General features: G+C 71.8%; 12 protein-coding genes and 1 tRNA gene. 9 read left to right on the top strand and 4 right to left on the bottom strand.

Annotation, left to right across the window (positions count from 1 at the left end):
- Positions 1–246 precede the first annotated feature (246 nt).
- Together ABD353_RS14765 and polA are read right to left on the bottom strand one after the other, a co-directional pair.
- A complete protein-coding gene (locus ABD353_RS14765) occupies positions 247–840 on the bottom strand; it encodes a DinB family protein (RefSeq protein WP_344624026.1) in 594 nt (197 codons plus the stop codon).
- A gap of 227 nt (positions 841–1,067) precedes the next feature.
- Positions 1,068–3,746 carry a DNA polymerase I gene (polA, locus tag ABD353_RS14760; RefSeq protein WP_344624030.1) on the bottom strand — a complete coding sequence of 893 codons (2,679 nt, stop codon included), beginning with the start codon at positions 3,744–3,746 and terminating at the stop codon, positions 1,068–1,070.
- A gap of 252 nt (positions 3,747–3,998) precedes the next feature.
- Between polA and ABD353_RS14755 the strand changes: the two genes are divergently transcribed.
- The 7 genes from ABD353_RS14755 to ABD353_RS14725 all read left to right on the top strand — a co-directional run bounded on the left by ABD353_RS14755 (position 3,999) and on the right by ABD353_RS14725 (position 11,274).
- A complete protein-coding gene (locus ABD353_RS14755; RefSeq protein WP_344624025.1) occupies positions 3,999–4,454 on the top strand; it encodes a PaaI family thioesterase in 456 nt (151 codons plus the stop codon).
- Positions 4,455–4,583: 129 nt separating this feature from the next.
- The gene (locus ABD353_RS14750; protein WP_344624024.1) at positions 4,584–5,246 is read left to right on the top strand and encodes a Tat pathway signal sequence domain protein; all 663 of its coding nucleotides are present in this window, start codon (positions 4,584–4,586) and stop codon (positions 5,244–5,246) included.
- 286 nt (positions 5,247–5,532) lie between these two features.
- Positions 5,533–6,759, top strand: coding sequence for a branched-chain amino acid ABC transporter substrate-binding protein (locus ABD353_RS14745; RefSeq protein WP_030262515.1), 1,227 nt, complete (start codon positions 5,533–5,535; stop codon positions 6,757–6,759).
- 168 nt (positions 6,760–6,927) lie between these two features.
- Positions 6,928–7,857: a branched-chain amino acid ABC transporter permease gene (locus ABD353_RS14740; protein ID WP_030262518.1), complete on the top strand. Its 930-nt coding sequence runs from the start codon at positions 6,928–6,930 to the stop codon at positions 7,855–7,857.
- A gap of 17 nt (positions 7,858–7,874) precedes the next feature.
- Entirely contained in the window at positions 7,875–9,701 is a 1,827-nt protein-coding gene (locus ABD353_RS14735; RefSeq protein WP_344624023.1) for a branched-chain amino acid ABC transporter permease, read from the top strand.
- A gap of 8 nt (positions 9,702–9,709) precedes the next feature.
- The gene (locus ABD353_RS14730) at positions 9,710–10,561 is read left to right on the top strand and encodes an ABC transporter ATP-binding protein (protein WP_344624022.1); all 852 of its coding nucleotides are present in this window, start codon (positions 9,710–9,712) and stop codon (positions 10,559–10,561) included.
- The gene (locus ABD353_RS14725; RefSeq protein ID WP_344624021.1) at positions 10,558–11,274 is read left to right on the top strand and encodes an ABC transporter ATP-binding protein; all 717 of its coding nucleotides are present in this window, start codon (positions 10,558–10,560) and stop codon (positions 11,272–11,274) included. The genes ABD353_RS14730 and ABD353_RS14725 overlap by 4 nt, the downstream gene beginning before the upstream one ends.
- Before the next feature lie 90 nt (positions 11,275–11,364).
- Here ABD353_RS14725 and ABD353_RS14720 read toward each other — a convergent pair whose 3' ends face one another.
- Positions 11,365–12,024 carry an ANTAR domain-containing response regulator gene (locus tag ABD353_RS14720; protein ID WP_344624020.1) on the bottom strand — a complete coding sequence of 220 codons (660 nt, stop codon included), beginning with the start codon at positions 12,022–12,024 and terminating at the stop codon, positions 11,365–11,367.
- Between the two features lie 92 nt (positions 12,025–12,116).
- Here ABD353_RS14720 and ABD353_RS14715 point away from each other — a divergent pair.
- Positions 12,117–12,199: transfer RNA gene (locus ABD353_RS14715), tRNA-Leu, on the top strand.
- A 114-nt stretch (positions 12,200–12,313) separates the two neighbouring features.
- Entirely contained in the window at positions 12,314–13,099 is a 786-nt protein-coding gene (locus ABD353_RS14710) for a helix-turn-helix domain-containing protein (RefSeq protein WP_344624019.1), read from the top strand.
- Positions 13,100–13,117: 18 nt separating this feature from the next.
- Here the strand turns inward: ABD353_RS14710 and ABD353_RS14705 are convergent, their stop codons facing one another.
- Entirely contained in the window at positions 13,118–14,119 is a 1,002-nt protein-coding gene (locus ABD353_RS14705; protein WP_344624018.1) for a hypothetical protein, read from the bottom strand.
- Between the last annotated feature and the right edge of the window lie 102 nt (positions 14,120–14,221).

Raw genomic sequence — 14,221 nt, 5'->3', positions numbered from 1 at the left:
CGCCCCCCCCCCGCGACGGGGCGGGCGGGCCGGTGCCGGCCGCCCCCGGCCCGGCCGCCGGCGGGTGCTCCGACCCGCCGGACAGCGCCCAGGCGCTGCCACCGACTGCCAACAGCGCCACGCCCGCGCCGGCGCCGATCAATGCCCGGCGTCGGCCGCTCCGCACGGCTCTCCCGTCCTCGTCCATCTCCGCGCCCCTCTGCGATCTTGAATCGTGGCGCGGATTCTAGACCGACCCGGGCGCCGTCAGGCGGTGCCCGCGGCCGGGGCGGGCTCCCACGGACGGAACCACGGGTCGGGCCACTGCTCGGCCGCCGCCAGCAGCGGGAAGAGGGTGGCCCCGTCGAGGGTCTCGCGGATGATGTCGGCGTGCCCGCCGTGCCGGGCGGTCTCCTCGATGAGGTGCAGCAGGACCCACCGCACCGACCAGGCGTCGACGTCGGCGGGGAACCACGGCAGGCCCTTGGGGACGGGCACCGGGCGGCCGAGGTCGGGGAGGCCGGCGACGATCGCGTCCGTCTCGGCGGCGGCCTCCGCGTAGTCGGCGAGCGCGCCCGCGAGCGTCTCGCCGGGCCCGAGGACGAAGTCGGAGGAGTCGTCCTCGTCGGCCGCTCGCTCGGGGCCGCGGCGGCGCTGCAGCACGAGGTCCATCCAGCCGCGCTCGCAGCGGGCGGCGTGCTTGATCAGTCCGGCGATGCTGAGTTCGCTGGCGGACGGTGCCGACGCGGCCTGCTCGTCGGTGAGGCCGTGCGCGGTGACGCGCAGGCACTGGCGCTGCTGGTCGAGGTAGGCGAGCAGCGCGTGGCGCTCGTCGGTGACGGGCGGGACGTGTCCGGGCATGCGAGGGGTGCCTCTCGGGTGGGTCGGATCGGCCGCGGAGCGGCGCGCTCGCCCGCTGGGACGACCCTCCCGCTCGGGGGCGGAGCAGGTCAAGGCGGTTCGCAAAGAATTTCGGAAACTTGCAGCAAGAGATTGCAGCACCCTCCGGCCCGCGACCGGGCCCGGGCCCGGACAGCACGGTGCCGCGGCCCCGCCGGTGACGGCAGGACCGCGGCACGGGCACCGGCTCAGTGCGCAGCGGCCTCCCAGTTCGCACCGGAGCCGACCGAGACGTCGAGCGGGGCGCGCAGCGGGTAGGCGCCGGCCATCTGCTCGCGGACGAGCGCCTCGACCTGCTCGCGCTCGCCCGGGGCGACCTCCAGCACGATTTCGTCGTGCACCTGGAGGAGCATCCGGGAGCCGAGGCCGGCCTCGGTGAGGGCCCGGTCGACGTTCAGCATGGCGATCTTGACGATGTCGGCGGCGGAGCCCTGGATCGGCGCGTTGAGGGCCATCCGCTCGGCCATCTCGCGGCGCTGCCGGTTGTCGCTGGTGAGGTCGGGCAGGTAGCGGCGGCGGCCGAGCAGGGTCTCGGTGTAGCCGACCGCGCGGGCCTCCTCGACGACGTTGTACAGGTAGTCGCGGACGCCGCCGAACCGCTGGAAGTAGGTGTCCATCAGGCCCTGGGCCTCGGCGGGCTTGATGCCGAGCTGCTGGGAGAGGCCGTACGCGGAGAGGCCGTACGCGAGGCCGTAGGACATCGCCTTGATCTTGCGGCGCATCTCGGCGTCGACGGCGTCCCGGGCGACCTCGAACACCTGGGAGGCGACGGTGGTGTGCAGGTCCTCGCCGCTGAGGAAGGCCTCGACCAGGGCCTCGTCCTCGGAGAGGTGGGCCATGATGCGCAGCTCGATCTGCGAGTAGTCGGCGGTGAGCAGCGACTCGTAGCCCTCGCCGACGACGAAGGCCCGGCGGATCGCGCGGCCCTCCTCGGTGCGGACGGGGATGTTCTGCAGGTTCGGGTCCTGCGAGGAGAGCCGGCCGGTGGCGGCGACCATCTGGTTGAAAGTGGTGTGGATGCGGCCCTGCGGGGAGACCGTCTTGAGCAGGCCCTCGACGGTGGTGCGCAGCTTGGCCTGGTCGCGGTGGCGCAGCAGGATCACCGGGAGCTCGTTGGTGGTCTGGGTGGCCAGCCAGGTGAGCGCGTCGGCGTCGGTGGTGTAGCCGGTCTTGATCTTCTTGGTCTTGGGCAGGCCGAGCTCGCCGAAGAGGATCTCCTGGAGCTGCTTGGGCGAGCCCAGGTTGAAGGGGTGCCCGGCGGCGGCGTGCGCCTCGTCGACGCAGCGCTGGATCTCGGCTGCGAACTGGGACTCCAGGCCGGTGAGCCAGTCCCGGTCGGCGGCGATGCCGTAGCGCTCCATCCGGGCGAGCAGCTCGGCGATCGGCAGCTCCATGTCGTGGAACAGCTCGGCGGCGCCGACCTCGGCGAGCCGGCCGTCGAACAGCTCGGCGAGGTCGAGGATCGCGCGGGCCTGGACCATGAGGGCGCGGGCGGCGGCGCCGGCGTCCTCCTCCGGGGCGTCGAAGGAGAGCTGGCCGGTCTCGGCCGCGGCGGCCGGGGCGAGCGAGCGGGCGAGGTACTCCTCGGCGAGGACGTCGAGGGTGAAGGTGCGCCGGCCGGGCTTCTCCAGGTAGGCGGCGAGGGCGGTGTCGGCGGTGACGCCGCCGATCCGCCAGCCCTGCTCGGCGAAGGCCCGCATGACGTGCTTGGCGATGTGCAGCGCCTTGGGGTGGTCCGGGTCGGCGAGCCAGGCGGTGAAGGCCTGGTCGTCGGCCTGGTCGAGGGCGGCCGGGTCGAACCAGGCGGCGGCGTCGCCGGCGGCGAGGGCGACCTCCTGGACGCGGCCGGTGCCGAGCGCCCAGGTGTAGACGGCGGCGATCGCGGTGCGGCCCTTGCCGTGCTCGGCGAGCCAGGCGGTGAGGGCGCCGGGCGCGGTCAGCACGTCGCCGTCGACCTCGGGGCCGGCGACGGTCTCGGGGGTCTCCGTCTCGGCGGCGCCGGCCGGGTCCATGGCGTAGACCCGCTCGCGGAAGTTCGGGTTGCGGAACTCCAGCGACTCCATGATCTGGCCGACGGCCGGCTTGTCGAAGGGCCGGCGGGCGAGGTCGGCGACGCCGAGCGGCAGGTGGACGTCGCGCACCAGCTCGGTGAGGATGCGGTTGCGCTTGACCGAGTCGAGGTGCTCGCGGAGCTTCTCGCCGATCTTGCCCTTGACCTCGTCGGCGCGGGCGACCAGCTCGTCGAAGGAGCCGAACTGGTTGACCCACTTCGCCGCGGTCTTCTCGCCGACGCCGGGGATGCCGGGCAGGTTGTCGGACGGGTCGCCGCGCAGCGCCGCGAGGTCGGGGTACTGGGCGGGGGTGACGCCGTACTTCTCGGCGACCTTCTCGGGGGTGTAACGGGTGAGCTCGGAGACGCCCTTGGTCGGGTAGAGCACGGTGACGTGCTCGCCGACGAGCTGCAGGGAGTCCCGGTCGCCGGTGACGATCTGCACCTCGAAGCCGTCGGCGGCGGCGGCCGTGGCCAGGGTGGCGATGATGTCGTCGGCCTCGAAGCCCTCGGCGGTGATCCGCGGGACGTGCATGGCGTCGAGCAGCTCGCCGATCAGGCCGACCTGGCTGCGGAACTCGTCCGGGGTGGCCGAGCGGTTGGCCTTGTAGTCGGGGAACTCGGCGGAGCGGAAGGTCTGCCGGGAGAGGTCGAAGGCGACCGCGAGGTGGGTGGGCCGCTCGTCGCGCACCGTGTTGGCCAGCATCGAGGCGAAGCCGTACACGGCGTTGGTCGGCTGCCCGGTGGCGGTGTTGAAGTTCTCCACGGGCAGCGCGTAGAAGGCCCGGTAGGCCATCGAATGCCCGTCGAGCAGCATCAGCCGGCGCCGCCCGCCGCCCGCCGTGTCCTCACCTGCGTCCGGCACAGCCCTGTCCGCACCCTGCACAGCCACGTCAACGTCCGTTCCTGCCGGTTCCTCTGCCACGCCTCGATCCTAGGGCGCGGCACCGACACGGCCCGCCACCGTACCGGGGCCGCGGCGGTGTCGGCCCTGGCCGCCCCGGGGGTCGCGGGCCGGTCGTACGATCACAGACAGCACGACGACGTGACCCCCACCGGCAGGAGCACCATGACCGACGCGGCCCCCGTAGTACTGAACGTGCCCCAGGACGTCCTCGACCACTTCGCGAAGCTCGGGGTCAGCCCGGAGACCTTCTCCGGCGGGCACCTGGGCGAGAAGCTCGGCATCCGGATCACCGAGGCCTCGCCGGACCGGGTGGTGGGCACGATGCCGGTCGAGGGCAACCAGCAGCCGTACGGGCTGCTGCACGGCGGCGCCTCGGCGGCGCTCGCCGAGACGATCGGGTCGATCGGCGCGATGCTGCACGCCGGGCCGGGCCGGTACGCGGTGGGCGTCGACCTCAACGCCACCCACCACCGGTCGGCGACCTCCGGCCTGGTGACGGGCGTGGCGACGGCCGTCTTCAAGGGCCGCACCGCCGCGACGTACGAGATCGCGGTCACCGACGACACCGGCAAGCGGATCACCAGCTGCCGGCTGACCTGCATGCTTCGCGACCTGTAGCACCGGCCCCGCCGCGCGCCGTCCCGCCGCGCACCCGCCGTTCCCCGGCGGGTGGGCGGCGGTTGTGTTCGAGCTCCGTTTGGGCACGGCCGGTCGGGGGCAGACCCTCCCGGACGAGGGGGCACCAGCATGTCCGGCGCACGGCACGGCGGAGCCGCACCCGGCGGTCACGGACACCTCGGCCCGATCGAGCCGGCCGAGGGGACGGAGGCACCGCCGCCCCCGCCGCTGCCCCTGCACCACCTGCTGAGCAGACGTCAGAAGATCGTGCTGACCGTGGTGTTCGCCGCCGTGGTCGTGGTGCTGACGCTGCGCCACCCCGGGCGCGACCCGACGCCCGCGCCGGCCGCCGAGGTGCCGCCGGTGCCCTCGGTGATCTCCCACCTGCACTACGCCGGGCCGGTGTCGCCGCCGGCCGGGCCGGGGCAGGTCTTCGCCCTGCGGGTGTCGGCGGAGGCGGACCGGCCGTACGAGGTGGTGGCGGTTCGCCAGAGCTATCCCGGTTTGTCCGTCACGGTGACGGGCGGACTCCCTGTGACCGTCACGCCGGAGCGGCCGGTGCTGCTGACCGTGGAGTACCGGGTCACGGACTGCGCGGGGGCACCGCCGGACGCCGGGATGCCTTTCCTCGATGTAACGCTGCGTAACACGCGCGCAATCGAGACCGTGAGCCAGATCCTCGGCACCCAGTACGCCCGCGACCTGTCCCAAAGGCTGCATTCGGCGTGCCCGATTTCCGGTTACCGGACGCAGGTGTCCGCACGTGCAGTGACGAACACTCATGTCCGATAGTCGAACACCGCCGGTAGCAGGCGTTTTCCTGTACGACACCGTTTCGGTGGGCGAGACGACACTTAGCAGCCCGCGCAGAACGGGGCGTGGATGACCAATATTCGAGATTTTCGAAGAGGTCCGCATAACAAGAGAATCACAGCATGTCCGCAGGTCTGCCGGAGCCTGCCGAAGCCGTTCTAGAGTCACGGCCAGTCACCGCGCCAACCGATCGGGCCAGGCCCCAGCGCGCGACCCGGCACCGCCACTCCGGCGCACTGCCTACCTGATCCAGAAGGGGAACTTCGTGCGTAACCGTTCTCTGCTTGTCGTGAGCATCGCAGTCGTCGGAGCTCTCACCGTGTCGGCCTGCGGCTCCCGCGGTGAGAAGTCGGGCGCCAGCGGCGACGCCGGCGGCACCACCGTCACCATCGGCGTCGACGCCCCGCTGACCGGTCCGCTGTCCGCCCTCGGCCTCGGCATCCAGCACTCCGTCGAGCTGGCCGCCAAGATCGCCAACGACAACAAGGAAGTTCCCGGCGTCACCTTCAAGGTGAAGGCCCTGGACGACAAGAAGTCGCCCCAGGAAGGCCAGCAGAACGCCACCGCCCTGGTCGCCGACAAGAGCGTCCTCGGCGTCGTCGGCCCGCTGAACTCCGGTGTCGCCCAGTCGATGCAGCAGGTCTTCGAGTCCGCGAGCCTGGTCGAGGTCTCCCCGGCCAACACCAACCCCGCCCTGACCCAGGGCGAGAAGTTCGAGACCGAGAAGAAGCGCACCTTCAAGACGTACTTCCGCACCGCGACCACGGACGCCATCCAGGGCCCGTTCGCCGCGCAGTACGCCTACACCGACCTCGGCAAGAAGACCGCCTACCTGATCGACGACAAGAAGACCTACGGCGTGGGCCTGGTCGGCGCCTTCCAGAAGGAGTTCACCAAGCTCGGCGGCACCATCAAGGGCCAGGACCACATCGACGAGAACAACCTGGACTTCTCGGCCGTGGTCACCAAGGCCAAGGCCGCCGGCGCCGACGTCATCTACTACGGCGGCGAGTACCCGCAGTCCGGCCCGCTGTCCGACCAGCTCAAGAAGGCCGGCGTCACCGCCCCCGTCTTCGGCGGCGACGGCATGTACGACCCCGAGTACATCAACAAGGCCAACAAGAACGCCAACGGCGACTTCGCGACCTCCGTCGGCGCCCCGGTCGAGTCCCTCGACTCCGCCAAGAAGTTCGTCGCCGACTACAAGGCGGCCGGCTACTCCGACCCGTACGCGGCCTACGGCGGCTACTCCTACGACGCCGCCTGGTCGATCGTCCAGGCCGTCAAGGCCGTCGTCGCCGACAACGGCGGCAAGGTGCCGTCCGACGCCCGCGCCAAGGTCGTCACCGCGATGAGCAAGGTCGGCTTCGACGGTGTCACCGGCAAGGTCGGCTTCGACGAGTTCGGCGACGCGGTCAACAAGCAGCTGACCGTCTACACCGTCAAGGACGGCGCCTGGGCGGTCGCCAAGTCCGGCACCTACGCCGGCTGACCCACCCCCGGTTGATCCACGGCCGACCCACACGGCCGCACCCGGAGCAGCACGCAACAGAACGAACCACCGGCGGGGGCGCTGAGAACCAGCGTCCCCGCCGTCCCACAACGGTTCGTCCCCACCCCGCAAGCGAACCCCACCCCGAATCCACTCGGAGGCCCAGCGGTGCACGAACTGCCGCAGCAGCTGGCCAACGGCCTGATCCTCGGCTCCCTCTACGGGCTGATCGCGATCGGCTACACAATGGTCTACGGCATCGTCCAGCTCATCAACTTCGCCCACGGCGAGATCTTCATGACCGGTGGGTTCGGAGCCCTCACCACATACTTGGTCCTTCCCCCCGGCACCAGCCTCTGGCTCGCCCTGCCCCTGATGCTCCTGGGCGGCGTGCTGATCTCCGTGATCGTCGCCGTGGCCGCCGAGCGCTTCGCCTACCGCCCGCTGCGCGGTGCCCCGAAGCTCGCCCCGCTGATCACCGCGATCGGCCTCTCGCTCGCGCTCCAGCAGGTCGTCGAGCAGTTCTACCCGGGCGCCAAGTCCGGCCGCAGCTTCCCGCAGCTGCCCGGCGGCCCGTACCACATCGGCAGCGTCACCCTGCAGCCCGCCGACATCTTCCTGTTCGTCGCCGCCCCGCTCTGCATGGGCGCGCTCGCCGCCTTCGTCGGCAAGACCCGCACCGGCCGCGGCATGCAGGCCACCGCGCAGGACCCCGACACCGCGAAGCTGATGGGCATCAACACCGACCGCATCATCGTGATCGCGTTCGCGCTCGGTGCCGCCTTCGCCGCGGTCGCCGCCGTCGGCTGGGGCCTGCGCTACGGCCAGGTCTCCCCCACCATGGGCTTCCTCGCCGGCCTCAAGGCCTTCACCGCGGCCGTCCTCGGCGGCATCGGCAACATCTACGGCGCCATGCTCGGCGGCCTCGTCCTCGGTGTCGCGGAGGCCCTCGCCACCGCGTACATCCAGGAGATCCCCGGCATGCACCAGCTCGGCGGCGGCTCCTGGGCCAACGTCTGGGCCTTCGTCCTCCTGATCGTCGTCCTCCTCGTGCGGCCACAAGGCCTACTCGGTGAGCGCGTCGCGGACCGAGCCTGAGGAACGGAGCAGCCACCATGACCACCACCAAGAGCCCCGCCCTCCCGCTGCCGCTCCCGGCCGCCAAGGCGCTCGTCCTCGCGGGCGGCCTCGCCACCGCCGCCTCCACGTTCATCCACTGGACCTGGACCTCGGAGTTCCCCGGCGACCTCACCGTCGACGGCTACCCCGGCGGCCTGCAGATCCTCACCCTCGCGGCCGGCCTGCTGATCGCCCTCTTCTCGCTGCCGCTGTACGGCGTGAAGGGCACCCGCTGGCTCACCCCCGCCGGCCCCGAGGCACCGGTCCTCGTCCTCGGCGCGGCCGCCGCGGCCACCACCTGGTTCACCCTGATCGCGATCGCCACCGAGCTCGGCGGCCTCGCGAACCTGGAGCCCGGCGGCTGGATCGCCGGCGTGGCCTCCCTGCTCCCCCTGATCGGCGCCCTCGGCCTGCCGCAGACCCGCACCACCGTCGGACTCCCCTCCTCCGGCGGCGTGCTCGCCATCACCCGGCACTACCTGGGCGCCTTCACCCGCCTCGTCGGCCCGAACCCCGACCTGGCCCCCGCGAAGCCGCTCAACCGCTGGGTCGAGACGCTGATCATCATCGCGGTCGCCGGCCTCGGCCTGACCGTCTTCACCTACGGCATCGTCACCGAGTACGGCGAGCTGTTCATCGGCTTCCTGATCCTCACCGCCATCGGCACCTGGGCCCTGATGCGCGCCGGCCTCGTCTCCCGGCTGACCGCGCTCACCGCCCGCCACCGCGGCACCACCACCGCCGCCGCCTTCGCCGCGGCCGCCGCGTTCCCCTTCACCCAGAGCGACGACCACTTCGCCTCGGTCGGCGTCAACATCCTGATCTTCGCCACCGTCGCCCTCGGCCTGAACGTCGTCGTCGGCCTCGCCGGCCTCCTCGACCTCGGCTACGTCGCCTTCCTCGGCGTCGGCGCCTACGCCGCCGCCCTGGTCTCCGGCTCCACCAGCTCCCCCGTCGGCCTGCACCTGCCCTTCTGGGGCGCCGCCCTGGTCGGCATGGCCGCGGCCCTGGTCTTCGGCGTCGTCATCGGCGCCCCGACCCTGCGGCTGCGCGGCGACTACCTCGCCATCGTGACCCTCGGCTTCGGAGAGATCTTCCGCATCGCGGTCAACAGCCTCGACGGCGTCTCCGGCCCCAAGGTCACCAACGGCCCGAACGGCATCCGCAACATCCCCGACCTCGACATCCTCGGGTTCGACTTCGGCCAGGCGCACACCTTCGGGTCCTTCACCCTCGGACGCTTCGCCAACTACTTCCTGCTGATGCTGCTCGTCACCGCGTTCGTCGTGACGGTCTTCAGCCGGGCCAACGACTCCCGCATCGGCCGCGCCTGGGTCGCCATCCGCGAGGACGAGACCGCCGCACAGGCCATGGGCATCAACGGCTTCAAGCTCAAGCTGCTCGCCTTCGCCCTCGGCGCCGCGCTCGCCGGCCTCGCCGGCACCGTCATGGCCCACGTCAGCTACAGCGTCGTCCCCGACCCCTACCAGTTCGCCGGCGCCGTCCCGCCCAACAGCGCCTTCCTGGTCGCGGCCGTCGTCCTCGGCGGCATGGGCACCATCGCCGGCCCGCTGCTCGGTGCCACCCTGCTCTACCTGATCCCGGAGAAGCTCGTCTTCCTGAAGGAGTACCAGCTCCTCGTCTTCGGCATCGCGCTCGTCCTCCTGATGCGCCTGCGGCCCGAGGGCCTCATCGCCAACCGCCGCGCCCAGCTCGAGTTCCACGACAAGGACACCGACGACGCGGCCCCGGCGGAGACCGACGACGCACCCGCCAGCACCGACCCCGGCAGCACCGCCGGCCTCACCACCGCAGGGGCGTGAGACACACCATGACCACCCAGACCGTCCCGGCCCCCCGCCCCGAGGGCACCGCGGCCGCCACCCCCCTGCTCGAAGCCAGCGGCGTCGTCATGCGCTTCGGCGGCCTCACCGCCGTCAACAACGTCGACCTCACCGTCAACAAGGGCGAGATCGTCGGCCTGATCGGCCCCAACGGCGCCGGCAAGACCACCTTCTTCAACTGCCTCACCGGCCTGTACGTCCCCACCGAGGGCACCGTCCGGTACCAGGGCACCGTCCTGCCGCCCAAGCCCCACCTCGTCACCTCCGCCGGCATCGCCCGGACCTTCCAGAACATCCGGCTCTTCGCCAACATGACCGTCCTGGAGAACGTCCTCGTCGGCCGCCACACCCGCACCAAGGAGGGCCTGCTCTCCGCCCTGCTGCGCGGCCCCGGCTACAAGAAGGCCGAGGCGGAGGGCCGCGAGAAGGCCATGGAACTCCTGGAGTTCATCGGCCTCGACCACAAGGCCGACCACCTCTCGCGCAACCTCCCCTACGGCGAGCAGCGCAAGCTCGAGATCGCCCGCGCCATGGCCAGCGAGCCCGGCCTGCTGCTGCTCGACGAGCCCACCGCCGGCATGAACCCGCAGGAGACCCGCGCCGCCGAGGAGCTCGTCTTCGCGATCCGCGACAAGGGCATCTCCATCCTCGTCATCGAGCACGACATGCGGTTCATCTTCAACCTGTGCGACCGCACCGCCGTGCTCGTCCAGGGCCAGAAGATCGTCGAGGGCGACAAGGAGACCGTCCAGAACGACGAGCGCGTCATCACCGCCTACCTCGGTGCGCCCCTCGAGGGCGCCACCGACACGGCAGCAAGCACGGAGGAAGACCAGTGACAGCTCTTCTCGAGGTCGAGGACCTCCGCGTCTCCTACGGCAAGATCGAAGCCGTCAAGGGGATCAGCTTCTCCGTCAAGCAGGGCGAGGTCACCACGCTCATCGGCACCAACGGCGCCGGCAAGACCACCACCCTGCGCACCCTGTCCGGGCTGCTCAAGCCCACCCAGGGGAAGATCACCTTCGACGGGCAGGCGCTCTCCACCGTCCCCGCCCACAAGATCGTGTCGCTGGGCCTGGCCCACTCCCCCGAGGGCCGGCACATCTTCCCGCGCATGAGCATCGAGGAGAACCTCCTCCTCGGCGCCTTCCTGCGCAAGGACTCCACCGGCATCACCGAGGACGTCGAGCGCGCCTACGCGCTCTTCCCGATCCTCGGCGAGCGCCGCAAGCAGGCCGCGGGCACCCTGTCCGGCGGCGAGCAGCAGATGCTCGCCATGGGCCGCGCCCTGATGTCCCGTCCCAAGCTGCTCATGCTGGACGAGCCCTCCATGGGCCTGTCCCCGCTGATGATGCAGAAGATCATGGCGACCATCGTCGAGCTCAAGGCCTCCGGCACCACCATCCTGCTCGTCGAGCAGAACGCGCAGGCCGCGCTCTCGCTCTCCGACCGGGGCTACGTCATGGAGACCGGCCGCATCGTGCTCACCGGCACCGGCGCGGACCTGCTCCACGACGAGTCCGTCCGCAAGGCCTACCTCGGCGAGGACTGACCCGGCACACGCAGCAGGAGGCCCGACCGCATCGGCGGCCGGGCCTCCTGGCGTTCCCGGTGCGTCCCGGGCGGAGCCGCGTCAGCCCCGTCAGCCCTCGTCCTTGCCCGCGTCGGCCTTCTTGCGGTCCTGCGCCTCGCCCTCCTCGATCACGGCCTGCGCCACGGCGGCCATGGTCATCCGGCGGTCCATCGAGGTCTTCTGGATCCAGCGGAACGCGGCCGGCTCGGTCAGCCCGAACTTCGTCTGCAGCACGCTCTTCGCCCGGTCCACCAGCTTGCGGGTCTCCAGCCGCTGCGAGAGGTCGGCGATCTCCTCCTCCAGCGTGCGCATCTCGGTGTAGCGCGAGACCGCCATCTCGATCGCCGGCACCAGGTCGCTCTTGCTGAACGGCTTCACGATGTACGCCATCGCACCGGCGTCCCGGGCCCGGTCGACGAGCTCGCGCTGCGAGAACGCCGTCAGCATCAGCACCGGGGCGAGGTGCTGCTCGTGGATCCGCTCGGCCGCCGACAGACCGTCCAGGACGGGCATCTTCACGTCCAGGATCACCAGGTCCGGCTTCAGCTCCTCGACCAGCTTCACCGCCGTCTCGCCGTCCCCGGCCTCACCGACGACGGTGTATCCCTCCTCCTCCAGCATCTCCTTGAGGTCCAGGCGGATCAGCGCCTCGTCCTCGGCGATGACGATGCGGGTGATCTGGGGCGACTCGATCTCAAGCGGCTGGGGCTGCTCGTCGGCGGTGCTCACGGGGCTCCTTGTTCCGGCGGGGTGCTGCATGCACGAGCCTACCTAGCTGCGGCATCAGACGCGCACAGGGTATCCTGCTCACGCCCAGCCGAGCCGGGTTGGTGGAACGGCATACACGGATGTCTCAAACACATCTGCCCGAGAGGGCTTGCGGGTTCGAATCCCGCACCCGGCACCTTTGACCGCTTGCGATTCACAGGCGTTACCGCCGATACGGCATTTTCACCATCACGGGTGAGTTCGTCCCCGTCCGCTCCGCACCCGGGCCTCGCGGCCGCATCGTGGACGCATGAGCGAACCCACGGTGAGGGAACAGGCCGTCGGGCTGCTGCGCGCGGGCGTGCCCAACGCGGAGGTGGCCCGCCGGCTCGGGGTGCCGCCCGGCACCGTCGCCTGGTGGAAGCACCGGGAGAACGCCCGCCGCGGCGAACTGCCCGGCCGCAAGCGGTCGACCTGCCCGCACTGCCACGGCGACCCGCTGGACACCGCCGCCTACTGCCACCTGCTCGGGCTCTACCTCGGCGACGGCCACATCCTCCACCCTCCGCGGCAGCGGGCGCCGCACCTCACCGTCACCTGCGACGACCGGTGGCCGGGCGTCATGGACTCGGTGGAGCGGGCGATGCGGCGGGTCCTGCCGAACAACTCCCCGTGCCGGGTACGGCGCGAGGGCTGCCACGACGTCAAGGTGTACTCCACCCACCTGGTCTGCCACTTCCCCCAGCACGGCCCGGGCCGCAAGCACGAGCGCCGGATCGTCCTGGAGCCCTGGCAGCAGGCGGCGGTGGACGCCCACCCGTGGGAGCTGCTGCGCGGGTTGCTGCACTCCGACGGCTGCCGGATCACCAACTGGGCCACCCGCATGGTGGGCGGCACCGTCCGCCGCCACGAGTACCCGCGCTGGTTCTTCACCAACACCTCCGCCGACATCCGGCGCATCTTCACCGACACCCTCGACGCGGTCGGCGTCGAGTGGCGGGCCTCGGCGCCGCGCCCCCGGGGCCAGGTGAACGTCTCGGTGGCGCGGCGTGCCTCGGTGGCGCTGGTGGACGCGCACGTCGGCCCGAAGTGGTGACCCCCGGGTGCGGGCGGGTCAGCCGACGGGGCCGGCGGCCGTGACGCCGGTGACGTGGAAGACCGCGGTGGCGGGGGTGCCGTTGCGGTCGGGGTCGGTGACGGTGAGGGTGTAGTCGCCGTCGGCGGCGCCGCTGAAGACGAACCAGGCGGCCTGGTTCTGACGGGTGGGGCGGTCCGGGTAGATGGCCTCGATGGGGGCGCTGCTGGGGCCGACCTCCTGGCCGCCGGGCAGGCGCAGGCGCAGGCTGTCGCCGCTGACGGCCATGCCGGCGGGGCCGACGGTGCCGGTCATGTCGTAGGTGAGGTAGAGGGCGCGCTCACCGAGCTTGAGCGGGGAGTTGGCGGTGTCGGCGCGCAGTTGGGCGCTCTTGAGGGTGAGGGCGAGGCGGCCGCCGGTGACGGTGTGGGCGGCGGGGAGGGCGAGGTCGAGGGGCTTGAGGTCGGCGGCGGGTCGGCCCCCGTTGCCGAGCGGGAGGACCGCCTGGTTCTGGCCGGGGTCGCCGAGCACGAGGGAGGCTCCGTCGAGGGTGAAGCCGGCGGGGGTGGTGAAGGTGATCGGGAGGGTGTTGCTCGCGCCGGGGGTGGGCGGCACGGCGGTGCCGTGGTCACCGGCGAGGGGGGTGCCGTTGACGTCGACGGAGATGGTGGGCCAGTCGTTGACGGGCGTGGTGCGGAAGGTGTTGGTGACGGTGGTGGTGAGGACGAGCCGGCCGCCGGTGGTGTCGGTGGCGGGCGTGGTGGCGGCGGTCTTGACGTCGAAGCGCAGGCCGCCCGAGTAGAGGGTGCGGCCGATGGTGGTGGTGCCGGCGGCGCCGGCGGCGGTGTGACCGGCGGCGGTCGCACCGGTCGCGCCGGTCACGGTGGCGGTGGCCTTGGCGGGTGGTGCAGCGGGGCTGCCGGCGTCGTCGGGCGTGCACGCGGTGGCGAGGCCGACGGCGAGGAGGACGGTGGCGGTGGCGAGGGCGTTGGCTCTTGCGGTGCGGGTTCTCGCGGGGCGGGGTCTGGCGCTGCTGCTCATGGTCGGTGCTCCCCTTCGGGCGGCCCTGCTGCCGGGCCGGTCGGGGGGAACGTACCCGCGGCGGGCGGGCGGGAGGCGGGCTGTCACCGGATGGGGACGGTT

Source organism: Kitasatospora arboriphila (assembly GCF_039528095.1).
Lineage (GTDB): Bacteria > Actinomycetota > Actinomycetes > Streptomycetales > Streptomycetaceae > Kitasatospora > Kitasatospora arboriphila.
Note: the sequence above shows the minus strand (reverse complement) of the source record. Positions and strands in the feature narration are given on the sequence as shown.